The 18,938-nt window shown below is 73.5% G+C and carries 3 protein-coding genes; all 3 read right to left on the bottom strand.

Annotated features, from left to right (window positions below):
* Positions 1-4: 4 nt before the first annotated feature.
* Genes ABZ714_RS01070 through ABZ714_RS01060 form a run of 3 tightly spaced genes read right to left on the bottom strand, consistent with a single transcriptional unit; the run spans position 5 to position 18,916 of the window.
* Entirely contained in the window at positions 5-8,971 is an 8,967-nt protein-coding gene (locus ABZ714_RS01070; RefSeq protein ID WP_358822986.1) for an amino acid adenylation domain-containing protein, read from the bottom strand.
* A gap of 5 nt (positions 8,972-8,976) precedes the next feature.
* Positions 8,977-17,685, bottom strand: a complete 8,709-nt coding sequence (locus tag ABZ714_RS01065) for an amino acid adenylation domain-containing protein (protein WP_358822985.1) — start codon at positions 17,683-17,685, stop codon at positions 8,977-8,979.
* A 43-nt stretch (positions 17,686-17,728) separates the two neighbouring features.
* Entirely contained in the window at positions 17,729-18,916 is a 1,188-nt protein-coding gene (locus tag ABZ714_RS01060) for an NAD(P)/FAD-dependent oxidoreductase (protein ID WP_358822984.1), read from the bottom strand.
* Between the last annotated feature and the right edge of the window lie 22 nt (positions 18,917-18,938).

Below are 18,938 nucleotides of genomic sequence, written 5' to 3'. Positions count from 1 at the left end.
GCCTCTACTCCTCTGCGAACATCTTGCGCAGGCCGGGCCGGCGGGGGGCGGCCGACTTCTCGGTCCACGCGGCGAGCGCGGCCACGGTCGGCAGGTCGAAGACCTTGCGGATGGGGATCTCTATCGCCAGTTCGGCCCGGGCCCGGCTGATCAGCCGGGTGGCGAGCAGGGAGTGCCCGCCGAGTGCGAAGAAGCCGTCGTCGGCGCCGACCCGGTCCACGCCGAGCACTTCGGCGAAGAGGGCGGCCAGGGCCGCTTCGCGGGGCGTGCCGGGAGCCCGGTAGGCCGTCCCGGCGTACTCCGGTTCGGGCAGGGCTGCCCGGTCCAGTTTGCCGTTGGGGGCGAGGGGCAGCCGGTCGATGAGGACGACGGCGGACGGCACCATGTAGTCGGGCAGCCGCGCCGCGACGAAGGCGCGCAACTCACCGGTGCCGGGCCGGGCGGTATCGCCGGTGGGCCGCTCCCGGAGGGCTGCCGGGCCGGTCGCCGGGCCCGTGTCGGTTGCCGGATCCGTTGCCGGTTCCGTCCCGGCGGGCACGGCGTAGGCGATCAGCCGGGTGCCGGAGCCGGGGCCGGTCCCGTCGCCGGACGCGGCACGGGCGACGACGACGGCCCGGGCGACCCCGGGGTGCGCGGTGAGGGCGGCCTCGATCTCGGCGGGTTCGACCCGGAATCCGCGTACCTTGATCTGCGCGTCCCCCCGGCCCGTGTACTCCAGCCGGTTCCCGGCGTCGACCCGGGCCAGGTCGCCGGTACGGTACATCCTGGCTCCGGCGGGGCCGAACGGGTCGGCGACGAACCGTTCGGCGGTCAGCGCCGCCCGGCCCTGGTAGCCGCGCCCCACGTTTCCGCCGACGTACAGCTCGCCGACGGCGCCCGGGGGGACGGGGACCAGTCCGGGGCCGAGGACATAGGTCCGCATATTGCCGAGCGGGGTGCCGACGGGTACGCCCCCGGGCCGGTCGCCCGACGGGTCGCCGTCGACGGTGTGGGTGGTGGCGTAGAACGACTCGCTCTGCCCGTAGGCGTTGACGATCCGTACGCCGGGGAAGGCGGCCCGGGTCCGTTCGACGAGCGCCGGAGGCAGGGCCTCACCGGCGAAGACCACGGTCCCCACCCGCGTACGGTCCGAGATGTCGTCGACGAGTTCGGCGAAGGCGGAGGGCACGGTGGAGATGACGTCCCCGCTCCAGCCGTTCCGCTCGCCGAGTGCCAGGACGTCCCGGACGACTTCCACGGTGCCGCCGGTGGCGAGGGTCGTGAAGATCTCGAATACGGAGACGTCGAAGTTGACCGAGGTCCCGGCGAGGAGCCGGTGGCCCGGGGCCATGCCCAGCCGGGCGGCGAGCCGCAGTACGCCGTTGACCACATTGGCGTGGGTGATGGCGACGCCCTTGGGCCGCCCGGTGGAGCCGGAGGTGTACATCACATAGGCCAGTTGCCCGGCCCGGGGCGGACGGCCGGGGCCGCCGGTGTACGCGGCCGGGCCGAGGGTGTCGAGGAGGACGTCGGGCGCTTCGTGTCCCGGCAGCAGGGGGGCGGTCGCGGAGTCCGTGAGGACGAGACACGGCCGGGCCTCGTCGATGACGGCGGCCGTACGGTGGCCGGGGTAGCCGGGGTCGACCGGCAGATAGGCGCCGCCCGCCCGCACCACCGCGAGCAGGGCGACCACCAGTTCGGCCGTCCTCGGCAGCGCGACCGCGACCAGCGACTCCGGGCCGACGCCGAGGCCGGTCAGGGCGCGGGCCAGCCGGTCGGCGCGGGCGGTCAGTTCGCGGTAGGTGAGCGTGTCGTCGCCGGCGACGACGGCGACCGCGTCCGGGGTGCGGGCGGTCTGGGCCGCCACCAGCCCGTCGATCGTGGTGTCCGGGGTGGGGGCGGCCGTGTCGTTGAGGCGGACGAGCAGCCGGTGGCGTTCGGCCGGGTCGAGGAGGTCGAGCCGCCCGACGGGCAGTCCGGGGTCGGCCGCCAGCTGCTCCAGGAGGCGGACGAAGCGGGCCGCGTACGCCGCCACGGTCTCCCGGTCGAAGGCGCCGGGCGCGTACTGGAGCAGGAAGTGGAGGTGCGGATCGGCCGCCGCCATCAGGGCGAGCGGGTAGTGGGTGCCGTTGGACGGGCGCAGTCCGGTGAAGGCGATACCGTCCGCGGCCTCGCCGGCGGCGCCGATGCCCTCGCGGTCGACGGGGTAGGACTCGAAGACCACCAGGGTGTCGAAGAGGTTCCGGGGGCCGGCCGCCCGCTGGATCTCGGTGAGCCCGTAGTAGTGGTGTTCCTGGAGGCCCGCCTGGCGGTGCTGGAGCCGGGTGGCGAGTTCGGCGAAGGTGTCACCGGGCGCGTACTCCACGCGGACGGGCAGGGTGTTGATGAACATCCCGACCATCGATTCGACGTCCGGGACGGCGGGCGGGCGGCCGGAGACGGTGGCGCCGAACACCACGTCGCGGCGGCCGGTGAGCTGTCCGAGCAGCAGTGCCCAGGCGCCCTGGACCAGGGTGTTGACGGTGATGCCCTGGTCGGCGGCGTATCGGTGGAGGGTGCCGGACAGTTCGGGCGGCAGGCCGATCTCGATCTGGTCCAGGCCGTCGCCGGGGCCGGTTTCGGGGGCGGCGAGCAGGGTCGGCTCGCCGACTCCGGCGAGTTCGGCCGCCCAGGCGCGGGCCGAGGCCTCCCGGTCCTGCCGGGCGTGCCAGGCGAGGAATTCGCCGTAGCTCCGGGTGGGGGGCAGTCCGGTGGCGTCGCCGCGGGACGCGTAGAGCAGGAGCAGGTCGCGCATGAGCAGGGGGGACGACCAGCCGTCGGAGAGGGTGTGGTGGACGGTGAGGACGAGTTCGGCCCGGCCGGGTCCGGGGACGACGAGGGCGAGCCGGATCAGCGGGGGGACGGCGGGGTCGAAGTGGGCGGCCCGGTCCTCGGTGAGGAACGCCTCGAAGAGTTCGGTCCGCTCCGGTTCGCCGTGGCCGGTGAGATCGAGATACCGCCACGGCAGGGTCACGCCGCCCGCGGGCACGATCTGGACGACGTCGCCGCCCGCCCGCTCGGCGAAGGCCGCCCGGAGGTTGTCGTGCCGGTCCAGCAGGGCCTGTCCGGCCCGGCGCATCCGGTCCGGGTCGACATCGCCGGAGAGATGGAAGACCAGTTGGACGTGGTAGGCGTCGAAGAAGGATCCGGCGAGCATCGAGTGGAACAGGATCCCGGACTGGGCGGGGGTCACCGGCCAGATCTCGGTCAGCGGGCCGTACCGGTCCTCCCAGGTGTCGATCTCGGCCTGGTCCACCGGGACCAGGGGCGCGTCCGACGGGGTCAGTCCACCGGCGCCGGGGGTGGCGGCGTGCCGGGCCAGGGCGGTCAGGGCCCGGACCCACAGCTCGGCCAGTTCGGTGACGTCGGCCCGGGAGAGCACCCCGGTGGCGAAGCCGAAGTGGGCGGTCAGCTCGTCGCCGTCACCGGTGTCGACGGCCACCGCGTTGATCTCCAGTGCCGACAGTACGGGCAGGTCCGCGTCGGGCGCGGCGATCAGTCCGGGCCCTGAGGGGTCCGGTGCCCAGCCGAGGCCGCGCAGCTCCTCGGGGATGTCGGCGCCGGACGCCCGGCCGAGGTAGTTGAAGCCGATCTGCGGTTCCCGGTCCCCGGCGAGTACGGCGGCGGTCTCCGGGTTGAGCCGCCGGAGCAGTCCGTAGCCGATGCCGCTGCCGGGTACGGCCCGCAGCTGCTCCTTGACGGCTTTGACGGCCCGGCCGGCGGCCGGTCCGCCGTCGAGGGCTTCGGCCGGGTCGAGGCCGGTGAGGTCCAGCCGTACCGGATACATGGCGGTGAACCAGCCGACGGTCCGCGCCAGATCGGCACCGGGTACGGCGTCCTCGTCGCGGCCGTGGCCCTCCAGCCGGATCAGCGCCGGGGCGTCGGGGACGCCGCGGGCGCGGCGCCATTGGGCGAGGGCCAGGGCCAGGGCGGCCAGCAGTCCGTCGTCGGGGCCGCCGCGGAAGACGGCGGGCAGGGTGTCGAGTACGGCCTTGGTGACCTCGGCCGGGACCCGGACCCGGACGGTGTCCGCGGTGGCGGCGGTGTCGAGCGCCGGGTCGATCTCCCGGGTCCCGAGCACCGGTTCGTCGGTCGCCAGGATCCGCCGCCATGCGGGGAGTTCCGCCGTCCGCTCCGGGGTCAGCGCCTCCTCGGCCAGGGCGTGCGCCCAGCGGCGGAACGAGGTGCCGGGGGCGGTGTCCGGTGCCGGGGGGCGGCCGTCGCGGATCCGCTGCCAGGCGGCGACGAGGTCGGGGACCAGGATCCGCCAGGACACGCCGTCGACGACGAGGTGGTGCAGCACGATCAGCAGCCGGTCCGGGCCGGTGGCGGAGGTGAACCGGACGAACTGCGCCGTCGTTCCGTTCTCCGGGTCCAGCCGGTCGGCGGCGGCGTCGAGTTCGGCCTGGAGGTCGGTGCCGTCGTACGGGACCTCGCGCAGCAGGTCCTCCGCCGCCGTGGTCCCGGGCGGAGCGATCCACCAGCCGGGCCGGTCCCGGTCGAGCCGGGACCGGAGGATGTCGTGCCGGTCCAGCAGGGTCTGTACGGTGGCCGAGAGTCCGGCCCGGTCGATGTCGTCGGGCAGGGTGAGCAGCCCGGACATGCAGAGCCGGCCGAGGCGTCCGCCGAGGCCGAGGACATGGTCCGCCGTCGGCAGCAGGGGCGCCGGTCCGGTACCGCCGCCGGGCAGCTCCGCCAGGGCGGGGCGGTCCGCCGTACGGTCGCGGGCCAGTTCCGCGAGCCGGGCGACGGTGCGGTGTTCGAAGATCTCCCGGGTGCTGACCTCGATCCCGCGCGCCCTGGCCCGGGCGACGACCTGGATGGAGCGGATGCTGTCGCCCCCGGCGGCGAAGAAGTCGTTGTCGATGCCGACGCTCTCCGCGCCCAGTACCTCGGCGAAGAGGGCGCTGAGGGTCTCCTCCCGCCAGTCGCGCGGGGCCCGGCCGGTGGACGTCCGGGTGGGGTCGGGTGCGGGCAGGGCCCGGTGGTCGAGCTTTCCGTTCGGGGTGAGCGGCAGCTCCGGCAGGGGGACCAGCGCCGTGGGGACCATGTAGTCGGGGAGCCGGGACCGGAGGTGGGCGGTGATCTCGCCGAGCAGGGGGCCGATCGACCGGGCGAGTACGGGGGCGTTGGCCCGGGGCCGGCCGGGCGGGCCGCCGGGGACGTAGGTGCCGTGGACGCGGTCGGCGGAGTCGTGCCGTGGTCCGGGCAGGAGTACGGCGTCGTAGTGGCGGGCGTCCTCGCCGGACCAGGTGATCAGTGCTTCCGCGCCGCTTTCGCGGATGTGCCGGACGAGCTCCTCCGGGTCGACGGGGGCGCCGGTGGGGGGTGTCCGGCCGAGGAGTCCGGCGGCGGCGGTGAGGGCGGCCTCGGCGGCCAGCCGGGCGTTGGGGATGCCGGTCACCCGGACCGGTCCGCCGGTGCGGTCGGTGAGGCGGGCGAGGTCGGTGAGATCGGTGAGGGGTCCGGCCCAGGGCACGGCGGGTATCGCGGCCAGGTCCAGGGTCCCGGCGGGGTTCTTGTGGAGGACGACTTCGTAGCGGTGCCGGGTGAGTTCATTGTGGGCCCGGCCGGGTTTCAGCCGGATGTCGACGGCGGCGGAGTGTTCCGCGGCCCAGTCGGTGAACCACTCGGGGGCGATGACGAGTTCCCGTTCGGCCAGCAGTTCCCGGCTGACGAGGGTGCGCAGTTCCTCGTAGGAGGCGTGGGGGTGGGCGGCGCGCTGGATCGCGGTGTGCAGGAGGTGGCGGGTGCCGGCGTTGCGTACGTCGCCGACGACGATCCGGCCGTCCGGGGCGAGCAGTTCCACGGCCCGGCTCAGGACCCGGTCCAGGTAGCCGGTGTCGGGGAAGTACTGGACCACGGAGTTGAGGATGATCGTGTCGAACCGGCCGGCGGGCAGTCCGGTGGTGTCGTCGGCGGGCCGGGCGGTGAGGTGGACGCGGTCGCCGTGTCCGGCCCGGTCGGCCTGGGCCCGGACCCGGTCCACGACCGGAGCGGAGATATCGGTGCCCCAGTACTCGTCGACCCGGTCGGCGATCCGGCCCAGCAGCAGTCCCGAGCCGACCCCGATCTCCAGGATCCGGCGGGGCGCGGAGCGCAGCGCCCCGGCGACGGCGGCGTCACGCCACTCCCGCATCTCGTCGAGGGGGATGGGTTCGCCGGTGTAGCTGGAGTTCCAGCCGCGGAAGTCCTCGCCGAACTCCGCGTCGCCGGGGTCGGCGTAGGTGTCGTCGTAGAGGTCCCGCCATTCGTCCACCTGGGCGTCGGCGTCGGCGGTCGCGGCCCGTGGGGCGGGCACCACGTATCCCACCAGGCGTCGGCCGCCCCGCGGCGTCTCGCTCACCACGACGGCGGCCCGGTCGACTCCCGGGTGTGCCATGAGGGCGTGTTCGATCTCGCCGGGTTCGATCCGGAAGCCGCGGATCTTGATCTGGACGTCGGTTCTGCCGAGGTATTCGACCCGGCCGTCGCGGGTCCAGCGGACCAGGTCCCCGGTGCGGTACATCCGGGTGCCCGGCGCGCCGTGGGGGCAGGCGACGAAGCGGTTCGCGGTCAGGGCGGCCCGTCCGAGGTAGGACCGGGCGAGGCCGGTACCGGCGAGATACAGCTCACCGGCGACTCCGGGCGCGACCGGGCGGAGCGCCGGGTCGAGTACGTACAGCCGGGTGTTCCAGGCGGGCGCGCCGATCGGCAGCCGTTCGGCGCCGGGGGTGTGGCGGGCGGCGGTGACCTCGACGGCGGCCTCGGTGGGTCCGTAGAGGTTGTGGATCTCGCAGCCGGGGAGCAGTTCGGCGACCCGGTCGGCGAGGTCGGCGGGGAATGCCTCGCCGCCGGCTTCCAGCCAGCGCAGGGTGACGCACCCGGCGGCGGCGGGTTCGGCGGCGAAGGCTTCGAGCAGGGAGGGGACGAAGAAGGCTCCGGTCACGCCGGTGCGCCGGATCAGTTCGGCCAGATAGCGGGGGTCGCGCTGGCCTTCGGGGCGGGCGATGACGACGGCCGCTCCGGTCAGCGGGGCGGTGAAGGCTTCCGGGACGAGGGCGTCGAAGCCGACGGACGAGCTCATCAGGGTGCGGTCGCCGGGGCCGGTCCGGAACCGGTCGGCGCGCCAGGCCAGCATGTTGGCGGCGGCGCGGTGGGTGATCTGGACGCCCTTGGGTGCTCCGGTGGAGCCGGAGGTGTAGACGACGTAGGCGGTGTTGTCGGGTGAGAGCGCGCGTTCCGGGTCGGCCGGGGGGTATCCGGAGACGTCGGGCAGGGTGTCGTCCAGGGTCAGCAGCGGCCGGGCGTCGTCCCGCAGATAGCGCACCCGGTCGGCGGGGAGTTCGGGGTCCACGGGCAGATAGGCGGCGCCGGACTTGAGGACGGCGTAGATCGCCACCATCAGCTCCACCGAGCGCGGCAGCCGTACCATCACCAGTTGTTCCGGGCCCGCGCCGTGTTCGGCGAGCCAGTGCGCCAGCCGGTTGGCCCGCTCGTTGAACTCCTGGTAGCTCAGGGTCTCGGTCTCGCCGATCAGGGCGACGGCGGCGGGGTCCTGCCGGACCCGGGCCTCGAAGGCGTCGGGCAGGGTGGTGTCGGCCACCGCGCGGGCCGTGTCGTTGGCCGTGTGGAGGAGCCGGTCGCGTTCTTCGGCGGAGAGGACGTCGATCGCGGCGACGGGGATCGCCGGGTCGTCGACCACCTGTTCCAGGACGCGGATGAACCGGTCGACGAAGCCGGTGGCCGTGGTGTGGTCGAAGAGTTCGGTGGCGTACTCCAGGAGCCCGTGGGCGCCACCGGCCGCGGTCGGCACGATGTTGAAGAAGAGATCGAACTTGGCGGTGCCGGTACTCGCGGGTACGGGGGTGACCCGCAGGCCCGGCATGGTGATCTCGGGCCAGACGAACTGCCAGCCCAACGCGGTCTGGAACAGGGGCTGGTAGGCGGTGGAACGGTCCGGGGCGAGTACCTCGACCAGTCGTTCGAAGGGGATGTCCTGGTTGTCGTAGGCGGCGAGGGCCTTCTCCCTGATCTGCTCCAGGAGTTCGCCGAACGCCGGGTCTCCGCTGAGGTCGGCGCGGAGTACCCAGGTGTTGACGAAGAAGCCGATCAGATCGTCGAGCTGTTCGTCGGCGCGGCCCTCGATCGGGCTGCCGATGGTGATGTCGTCGCCCGCGCCCAGTTTCCGCAGCAGGACCGCCAGGGCGGCCTGGGCGACCATGGGGGCGGTGGCTCCCCGGTCGACGGCCAGTTTCTGGAGCCGGGCCAGGAGTTCGGGTGCGAGGGCGAAGGGGACGGCGCCGCCGTGGTGTCCGGCGACGGGGGGCCGGGTCCGGTCGAGGGGCAGTTGCAGTGGCTGCGGTACGCCGGTCAGCTCGTCGCGCCAGTAGGCGAGCTGACCGGCGGCGACGCTCTCCGGGTCGGCTTCGTCGCCCAGCAGCTGCCGCTGCCACAGGGTGTAGTCCTTGTACTGGATCGGGAGCGGGGTCCATTCGGGTGCCCGCCCCCGGTGGCGGGCCTCGTACGCCGTCATCAGATCCCGCAGGAAGGGTGCCATCGACGCCCCGTCGGCGGCGATGTGGTGGAAGACGAAGGCCACCACATGGTCCCGGGGCGCGGTCCGGAACACGGTCGTCCGCAGGGGTGGTTCGGTGAGCAGGTCGAAGACCTCCCGGGCGGCCTCGTGGACGGCTGCGTCCACCCGGTCCGGGGCCACATCGACCACCCGGAACCGGGTTCCGGCCTCTTCGGGGCCGAGGATCCGCTGCTCCGGATTGCCGTCGGGGTCCTCGGCGACCAGGGTGCGCAGACTCTCGTGCCGGGTCACGACATCGGTCACCGCCGCGGCCAGGGCCGCCGGGTCGAGCGGCCCTTCCAGGCGGAGCACGAACGGCTGGTTGTACGTCGCCGACGGGCCTTCCATCCGGTGGAGGATCCACATCCGGCGCTGGGCAAAGGACAACGGGATCATCGACGCTACTCCTGTACGGTCATCTGTCGCAGCTGAGGGCGTTTCGATGTGGCCAGCTCTTTGATCTGCTCCGCCAGCCGGGCGACGGTCCGGTTCCGGAACACCGTCGTGACCTTCACATCGACCTGGAGTTCGGTACGGACGCGCCCGATCAGCCGGGTGGCCAGCAGTGAGTGCCCGCCGCTTTCGAAGAAGTCGGTGTCGATACCGATCTCCTCGGTGCCGAGGAGTTCGGCGAAGAGGCGGCAGAGGACCTTCTCGTGGTGGTCGCGCGGGGCTCGTCCGGCGCTGCCGGGGGCGCGGTCGGGCGCGGGGAGCGCGTCGCGGTCGAGTTTGCCGTTCGGGGTCAGCGGCAGGGCGTCGAGGACGGTCAGGTGGGCGGGGACCATGTAGTCGGGGAGCTGCCGGGCCAGCCGGGTCCGGAGGTCGCGGGCGAGCTGGTCGGGGGTGTGCCATTCGCCGGGCGCGGAAGCGGGAGCCGGGGCGGGGGCGGCCGGGGGCCGGTCCGGGGCGTTCCGGCCGGGCCGGGTGGCGTACAGCTGGAACATCCCGGTGCCGTCGAGGCCCTCCGGGGTCCTGGCGACGACCTGGAATCCCTTGCTCTCCAGCAGTTCGGTGACGACCGCGACCCGGTCGTCGGTGTCGTGGACCTCGGCCACGATCTGGTGGATCACCGGCCAGTGGGCCGGTTCGATGCCGCGCAGGGCGGCCAGCTCGCTCCGCTCGGCGTCGATCTTCAGCAGATCGACCTCGGTCAGCCCGTGCTCCCGGATCAGCTGGGAGACGGTACGCAGCTCCACCTCGATCCGGGTACTCGCCAGCCGGTCGGTGAGCATCTCGTCGGTGAGGCGTTCGTCGTCCCCTGCTCCGGAGCCGGAGTCGGAGCCGGCGGCGCTGTCGCCGGACTCGTTGGCGATCACCCGGCGCAGGGTCTCCCGCTCGGCGGCCTCGTCGGCGAAGCGCCCCGACATCAGGGACATCTCGGGGTAGTGGGTGAAGGTGGCGACCCCTTCGGTGTCGGCGATGCCGTACTCCGTCACCACGGCTTCGAGCCCGTGGAGTTCGGCGTTGAGCCGGTAGAAGGCGGCCGTCTCCGGGATCGGTTCGCAGGCGTGGATCCGGACGCCGCGCGCCAGCGATCCGGCCCAGATTCCGAACATACCGATATGTCCGCCGATGTCGACGATCCGGGCGCCGTCGCCGATGGTGATACCGCCGTGGGCGTATTCGGCGCGCCGGAAGATCTCGTCGTAGAGATAGCCGATATTCGATTTGTTCCGTCCGGCCACCGTCATGCCGTTGGGCAGTTCGTGCAGCTCGACCCCGGTGAGGCGGCCGGTCCCGGCGAGCGTCAGCCGCCGGGCGACCCCGGGGGCCGTCTCGGGGTCCACCACCGCGTAGCCGCTGAGCCGCCGGTCGCCGGTCGCGTCCGTACGGGCGATCACCGCGGCCTGCCGGACGGCCGGATGGCTGGTCAGCGCCGCCTCGATCTCGGCCGGTTCGATCCGGAAGCCGCGCAGTTTCAGCTGGGCGTCGGTCCGGCCGAGGTAGTCGAGGCGCCCGGCGCGGTCCCACCGTACGAGATCGCCGGTACGGTACATCCGCGCGCCGGGCCCGCCGTGGGGGCAGGCGACGAACCGGCCTGCGGTCAGCGCGGCCTGCCCGAGATATCCCCGGGCCAGCCCGGTACCGGCCAGGTACAGCTCGCCGGGGACCCCGGGCGGTACCGGCCGCAGCGCCCGGTCCAGGACGTACACCCGGGTGTTCCAGATCGGCACGCCGATCGGTACGGGGCCGGAGTCGTCGGGGCCGCAGGCGTGGTAGGTGACGTCGACGGCCGCCTCGGTGGGCCCGTACAGGTTGTGCAGTCCGACGCCGGGCAGGGTACGGGCGAAGGCGCGGGCGGTCTCCCGGGTCAGGGCCTCGCCACTGCTGAACACCCGGCGCAGGGTCCCGGCGCAGCCCGCCGCGGCCGGTGCGGCGAGGAACGCCTGGAGCATCGACGGCACGAAGTGGCAGGTGGTGACGGACTCCTCGGTGATCAGCCGGGCCAGATAGCCGGGGTCCTTGTGTCCTTCGGGGTCGGCGACCACCAGGGCGGCGCCCTCGGCGAGGGGCCAGAAGAACTCCCAGACCGAGACGTCGAACGACGCCGGGGTCTTCTGGAGGACCCGGTCCCCGGCGGTGAGCCCGTAGACGTGCTGCATCCACCGCAGCCGGTTGACGATCGACCGGTGCGACACCTGGACGCCCTTGGGGCGGCCGGTGGAGCCGGAGGTGTGGATGACATAGGCCGCGTTGTCGGGCGAGAGCGCGCGTTCCGGGTTCGCCGACGGGTATCCGGTGGTGTCCGGCGGCTCGGCGCCGAGTACCAGCAGCGGACGGGCGTCGTCGAGGATCTGCCGCGCCCGGCCCTCGGGCAGACCGGTGCCCACCGGCAGATAGGCGGCGCCCGTCTTGATCACCGCGTACAGGGCCACCACCAGGTCGGCGGAGCGGGGGACGCGTACCGCGATCAGCTCTTCGGGCCCGGCGCCGCGTTCGATCAGCCAGTGCGCCAGCCGGTTGGCCCGCCGGTTCAGCTCCCCGTAGGTCAGCCGCTCCCCCGCCGCGATCACCGCGAGGTCGTCGGGCCGCTCCCCGGCCCGGCGCTCGAAGGCGTCCGGCAGGGTGTCGCCGGGCGGCGGGTAGGCGTACGCGGTGTCGTTGACCTCCGCGAGCGACCACTCCCGTTCCCGGTCGGTGAGGATGTCGACGGCCCCGACGGGGGCCGTGGGATCGGTCCGGATCCGGTCCAGTACCCGGACCAGCCGGGCGGCGATCGCCTCGGCCTCGGCCCGGTCGTAGAGGTTGTTCTGGTAGTCGAGGGAGAGCCGCAGATAGGGGTCGGAGGCGTTGAGGCTGAGCGGGTAGTGCGATCCGGCGAAGGGCCGGATGCCGTCGATGGTGAAGCCCGCCGAGGCATTGGCCTCGACGATGCCCTCACGGTCCACCGGATAGTTCTCGAACGCGATCATCGTGTCGAACAGGGCGGGCATGGCGACATCGCGCTGGATGTCGGCCAGCCCGTAGAAGTGGTGGTCGAGCAGGGCGGTCTGCCGGTCCTGCAATGCGGTGACGACCTCGGCCAGGCTCCGGCCGGGCGGGCAGAGCACCCGGATCGGGAGGGAGTTCACGAAGAGGCCGACCATCTCGTCCGAGCCGGGCAGATCGGCCGGGCGGCCGTTGACGGCGGCCCCGAACACCACATCGGTCTGCCCGGTGAGCTTGCTCAGCAGAACCCCCCAGGCGGCCTGGACGAGGGTGTTGAGGGTGACGCCGAACTCCGCGGCCCGCGCGGCGAGTTCCCGGCCCCTGTCGATGGTCAGCGGCACCTCGACCCGGCCGAGTGCGGACGCCTTCTCCCGCAGGGGGTTGTCCGGGGCCACCAGGGTCGGCTGGTCGAAGCCGGCCAGCTCGGCCTTCCAGCGGGCCTCCGACGCCGCCCGGTCCCGGGTCGAGAGCCAGGCGAGATAGTCGCCGTAGCTCCGGACCGGGGCGGGCTCGTGGGTCCCGGCGTAGAGCTGGATCAGATCCTTGAACACCAGCGGTGACGACCAGCCGTCGAAGACGGTGTGATGGGCCGTCAGAACGAGGACGGCCCGCCCGGGGCCGTGGGTGAGCAGCGCCAGCCGGAACAGCGGCGGCCGTGCGGGGTCCAGCTGGTCGGCCCGGTCCTCGGCGAGGACGGTGTCGAGCGCCGCGTCCCGGGCCGCCGGGTCGCGGCCGTTGAGGTCGAGATGCCGCCAGGGCAGGACGACGCCTTCCGGGACGACCTGGACCGGTTCGCCGTCCGCGCCGGTGAGGAACGCCGAGCGCAGATTGGGATGGCGGTCGAGCAGGGCCTGCCCGGCCGCGCGCATCCGCTCCGGGTCGACGTCTCCGGAGAGCCGGAGCACGAACTGCATGTGGTAGACGTCGAAGGAGCCGTCGGCGACCGCGGCCTGGAACTGGATGCCGGACTGCCCGGGTGCCTGGGGCCAGACGGCGGTGAGCCGGCCGTACCGCTCCTCCCAGGTCTCGATCTCGGACTGGGCCACCCGGACCAGCGGGGCGTCCGACGGGGTCAGCCCGCCGGTTCCGGGGCGGGTGGCGTGCCCGGCCATGCCGCGCAACTGCTCGGTCCACAGCCCGGCCAGCTCCGTGGTCCGTTCCCGGGTGAGCAGCCCGGTGGGGAACATGAACGCCGCCTCCAGCCGGGTGCCGTCGGGGGTGTCCACGGCGACCGCGCCGACCTCCAGGGCGGAGAGGGCGGGCAGATCGGGGTCGGGCAGCGGGGCCAGCTCGGTCGACCAGGGCGCGGGTCCCCAGCCGTCGGCGCGCAGGGCCTCGGGCACATCGGTGCCGGAGATCCGGCCGAGGTAGTTGAAGCCGATCTGCGGTGCCGGACATCCGGCGAGTTCGGCGGCCGTCTCCGGGTTGAGACGGCGCAGCAGCCCGTAACCGACGCCCTTGTCGGGGATGCTCCGGAGCTGCTCCTTGATCTGTTTGACCGCCCGTCCCGCGTCGGGTCCGCCCGCCGCGGCGGCGGCCGGGTCCGTACCGCCGGTGTCGATCCGGGCCGGGTACATGCTGGTGAACCAGCCGACGGTGCCGGAGAGGTCGGCACCGGGCAGCAGGTGTTCCTCCCGGCCGTGGCCCTCCAGCCGGACCAGGGTCGGCCCCGCCGTGCCCCGCCACCGTTCGACGGCGAGGGCGAGGGCGGCGAGCAGGACATCGGTTCCGGTGGCGCGGTAGGCGGCCGGGAGGGTGGTCAGTACGGCCTCGGTGATCTCGGCGGAGAGCCGGACCCGGACGCTGTCGACGGTCGACATCAGATCGACCGCCGGGTCGTACGCGCGGCTGCCCAGCGGGGGCTCCGGGGTTTCCAGCACCTCCCGCCAGTACGCCAGCTCCGCCGTCCGCTCCGGGGTGCGCGCCTCGGTCTCCAGCGCCGCCGCCCACCGCCGGGCCGAGGTTCCGCCCGCCGCCGGGCCGGGCGTCCGGCCGGACCGGACCCGTCGCCACGCCTCGGCGAGGTCCGCCATGAGGATCCGCCAGGAGACGCCGTCGACCACCAGGTGGTGCAGGACGACGAGCAGTCTGCCCGCCGCCGGGGCGGCGTCGAACCAGACGAAGGCGGCCATGGTCCCGTTCTCCGGGTCGAGCCGCCCGGTCGCGTCGGCCAGCTCCCGCCGGGCCGCCGCCAGCCGGGAGGGTTCGTCCCACCGGTCGTCGCAGGGGACCCGGTGGATCAGGTCCGCCGCCCGTACGGAGCCGGGCTCGGGGACGTCGAGGGAGAGGCCGCCGTCCCGGACCAGCCGGGCCCGCAGCAGGTCGTGCCGGTCGAGTACGGCGTCGAGGGTCGCGGCCAGCCCGGCCGCTTCGATGCCTGCGGGCAGCTCCAGGACCATCGACATGGCGAACCGGTTCAGTCCGCCGCCCTGTTCGAAGATCTCGCGGGCCACCGGGGGCAGTGGCATCGGGCCGATCGCGCCGCCGGTGTCCTCGGCGGGTCCGGGCGTACCGGTGCCGCGGGCGGCGGCCAGTTCGGCGAGCCGGGCCGCCGTCCGGTGCTCGAACACCTCCCGGGTGGTCAGCTCCAGGCCCCGGGCCCTGACCCTGGCCACGACCTGGATCGACCGCAGGCTGTCGCCGCCGACGGCGAAGAAGTCGTCGTCGGCGCCGACCCGGTCCACGCCGAGGACATCGGCGTAGACGGCGGTGACGATCCGTTCGGTCTCGGTCCGGGGCGCCCGGTAGGCCTCGCCGGTGAACTCGGGCTCGGGCAGGGCCGACCGGTCCAGTTTGCCGGTCGGTCCGAGCGGCAGCCGGCCGAGGGTGACGAAGGCCGAGGGCACCATGTAGTCGGGGAGCCGGGCCGCGACGAAGGTCCGCAGCTCGGCGGCGGACGCACCGGCCAGGACGTGCGACACGTCGCCGATGCCTCCGGCTCCGTCGTCCCCGACGGCGCCGTCGCCGGTGTGCACGACATAGGCGACCAGCCGCCGCCCGCCGGAGGGTGCCTCCCGGGCGATCACCACCGCCTGGCTGATCCCGGGGTGCGCGGCGACGGCCGCCTCGACCTCGGCGGTCTCGATCCGGAAACCGCGGACCTTGACCTGCCCGTCGGCCCGGCCGACGCACTCCAGTTGCCCGTCGGCGTTCCAGCGGGCGAGGTCGCCGGTGCGGTACATCCGCTCACCCGGGGGGCCGAACGGGTTCGCCGTATAGCGTTCGGCGGTGAGGCCGGGGCGGTGGTGGTAGCCCCGGCCGAGGCAGATCCCGGCCACGTACAGCTCGCCGACGACGCCCTGGGGCGCGGGGGCGAGTCCGGGGCCCAGTACGTAGGCGCGCATATTTCCCAGCGGGGTGCCGATGGGGACGACGTCGCCGTCCGGGCACTCCTCGGCCGGGTCGAGGGCGTAGGTGGTGGCGTAGAAGCTCTCGCTCTGCCCGTACGAGTTCACGATCCGCGCCCCGGGCAGTACCCGGCGCAGTTCGTGTACCAGCCGGGTGGGGAACACGTCTCCGGCGAGGACGACCGTCCGGACGTCGGGCGCCTTCGCCAGCTGGTCCACCAGCTCCCCGAGGACCGAGGGGACGGCGCTGATCACCCGGCCGTCCCAGGTGTCGCGTTCGGCGAGCGACGGCAGATCGGCCACGATCTCGGCGGTACCGCCGGTGGCCAGGGTGGTCAGCAGCTCGAAGACCGACACGTCGAAGTTGACGGAGGTCCCGGACTGGATCCGCCAGCCGGGCGGGGTGTCCAGGACCCGGATCAGCTCCCGGACACCGTTGACGACATTGCGGTGGGTGATCGTCGCGCCCTTCGGCTGCCCGGTGGAGCCCGAGGTGTACATCACATAGGCCGGGTTGTCGGGGTGCGGGGGCGCGATCGGGGCGCCGGTGTCCGGTGGTCCACCGCCCTCCGCCCGGACGGCGCCGTGGTCGATCTCGACGGTCACGAGGCCGCCCCCCGGCAGCTCGCGCCGGGTCGCGGCGTCGGTGACGGCGAACCGCGGCACGGCCTCGGCGAATACGGTCTCCACCCGGCCGCCCAGGTGGCGGGGGTCCATCGGGAGATAGGCGGCACCGGACTTGAGGATCCCGAGCAGCCCCACCACCAGGTCCTCGGTCCGGGGCAGGGCCAGTACCACCAGGTCCTCGGGCCCGGCGCCGCGCCGGGCCAGCTCCCGGGCGACCTCGTCCGCCCGTTCGCCGAGCCGCCGGTAGGTCAGGGTCCGGCCTTCGCAGACGATCGCGGCGGCGTCCGGTGTCAGGGCCGCCCGGGCGTCGAAGAGTTCGGGGACGGTCAGTGCCGACGTCTCGGCGGCGGTGTCGTTGAACCGGTCGAGCAGCCGGTCCCGTTCGGCCGGGCCGAGTACGTCGAGCCCGCCGACCGGCCGCCCCGGGTCGGCGGTCAGCCGCCCCAGCACCCGGACGAAGCGCCCGGCGACGTCCTCGGCGGTCTCGCGGTCGAAGAGGTCGGTGGCGTACTCCAGCCGGCCGGCGGCTCCGCCCGTACCGTCCGGGATCAGATCGAAGAAGAGGTCGAACTTGGCGGTCCCGGTCTCCAGCCGTTCGGACCGGGCGTCGAGGCCGGGGAACCGGGCCGCCGGTACGGGCGGCTGCCAGGCGAGCATCACCTGGAAGAACGGGTTGTACGCGGTGGACCGGTCCGGGTTCAGCAGCTCCACCAGCCGCTCGAACGGCAGGTCCTGGTGGTCGTAGGCGGCGAGGGCCCGGTCCCGTACCCGCCCGAGGAGCTGACGGAAGGTCGGGTTCCGGGAGAGGTCGACCCGGAGGACCCAGGTATTGACGAAGAAGCCGACGAGCTCCCTCAGCTCCTCGTCGGTACGGCCCGCGATCGGCGCGCCGATCGGGATGTCGTCGCCGCAGCCCAGATGGTGCAGCAGTACGGCGAGGGCGGAGTGCATCACCATGGAGACCGTGGTGTCGGCCCCGGCGGCCAGCTCCTCCACGGCCCGGAGCACTCCGGAGTCGACGGTGAAGCGGACGACGTCGCCCCGGTGGCTCATGCTCCTGGGGCGCGGGCGGTCCGTCGGCACGGCCAGGGGCTGGGCCAGCCCGGCGAGGGTCCGCCGCCAGTACGCGAGCTGCCCGGCGGCGAGGCTGTCGGGGTCGGTCTCGTCGCCGAGGACGTCCCGCTGCCAGAGCGTGTAGTCCGCGTACTGCACCGGCAGCGGCTCCCACACCGGGGCGCCGCCGTCCCGGCGGGCCGTGTAGGCGGCGATGAGATCGCGGAACAGCGGTGCGAAGGACTCCCCGTCGACGGCGATGTGGTGCATCACCAGGACCAGCGTGTGTTCGGCGGGTCCGCGGCGCAGCAGTACGGCGCGTACGGGGATGTCGGCGGCGAGGTCGAAGGTCGCGGTGGCCGCCTCGTGGACGGCCGCCGGTTCGTCGTCCTCCGCGACCGGGACGACCGGCAGCCGGAACGGGCTCTCGTCGGCCGGCAGCACCCGTTGGTACGGTACGCCGCCGTCGTCCTCGACGATCACCGTACGGAGGACCTCGTGCCGGTCGACGACATCGCGGAGGGCGGCCTCCAGTGCGCCCGCGTCCAGCTCGCCGCCGAGCCGGAGGGCGAAGGCGCCGTTGTACGTCGGCGACGGGCCTTCGAACCGGTCCACGAACCACAGTCGGCGCTGCGCGAACGACAACGGGATCATCGTCTCTCCAAGGGGGTAGGGCTGCCGGGGCGCGGTCGGCGGCTCAGTTCCGGTCGAGTACCGCCAGGAGTTCGGCGTTGTAGAAGTCGTCGATGGAGCAGGCACCCGACACCGTCGAGAAGTACCGGTCGGTCAGCTCCTGGTGGCCGGTGAGATGCCGGAGCATCGCCGTCCGCCCCTCGGGCTTCAGCTCCGCCACGTTGAGCGCGCCCTGGTAGATGTCGGAGAAGGTGTCCTCCAGATCGTCCTGGTAGCGCTGCAGGGCCTCCTCCAGCGCCGGGCCGTCGTGGAGCCGGTCCCCGACGTGGCCGGTCAGCGACTGGGCCTGGAGGAAGGCGTCGGTGATGCCCCGGGCGGTGATGGAGTCCTTGTGGTGGACGGCGTCGCCGAGCAGGACCCAGCCGGGGCCGTACGCCCGGCGGAAGTAGTTCTCCTGGTGCCCGGTGCCGTAGAACTGCTCGACCCGCTCGCCCGCCGCCATCCGTTCGAAGAGCTCGGGGGCGGTCGAGCGGACGGCTTCGAGCCAGTGGGCCTCCACCGCCGTACGGACCCCGGCGAACTCGGCCTGCGGGAAGTAGGCCATGACGAGGGTGAGGCCGTCGTTGGTCGGCACGGAGACGATCCACCGGCCCGGCCGTTCATGGATCTCGAAGCCGGAGGGGACCCCGGCCCAGTAGCTGTAGTAGACACAGGACAGCCTCGGGTGTTCGACGACGTTCCGCGCCCCGGTGGTACGGGCCACCAGGGACCGCATCCCGTCGGCGCCGACGACCAGCCGCGCCCGCTCCGTCGTCTCGGTGCCGCCCGGCGTGGTGTACCGCACCCCGGCGACCCGGCCGCCGTCGTGGACCAGGCCGGTGACCGTGCAGGACTCCCGGAACTCCGCTCCCGCCGCCACGGCCCCGCCCGCCAGAACCGGGTCCAGGACGAACCGCCTCGGCGCGTACGTGGTCCGATAGCCGTCGACCGGCAGGGAGAAGCCGTCCAGCCGGACTCCGGGGCCCCGGTAGCTCTCCCGGTCGATCGGCGGGCAGCCGGTGGCCCGGAGCCGGTCGAGCAGTCCCCAGCGGCCGAGCAGGGCCACGCCCGGCTGATGGATGTAGTGGGAGGAGAGGGTGTCCTTCGGGAATCGCGCCTTCTCCAGCAGCAGGGTGCGATATCCCCGCCGGGCGAACAGCATGGCCGCCGGTGAACCCGCGCACCGGGCACCTATGACAATGATGTCGTACACGGCGCCTCCCTGCCGGTGAGGT

Origin of the sequence: Streptomyces sp. NPDC006798 (genome assembly GCF_040635975.1) — a bacterium.
Taxonomy (GTDB): Bacteria; Actinomycetota; Actinomycetes; order Streptomycetales; family Streptomycetaceae; genus Streptomyces.
The sequence above is the reverse complement of the archived record's forward strand: the minus strand, read 5'-3'. Positions and strand labels throughout refer to the sequence as shown.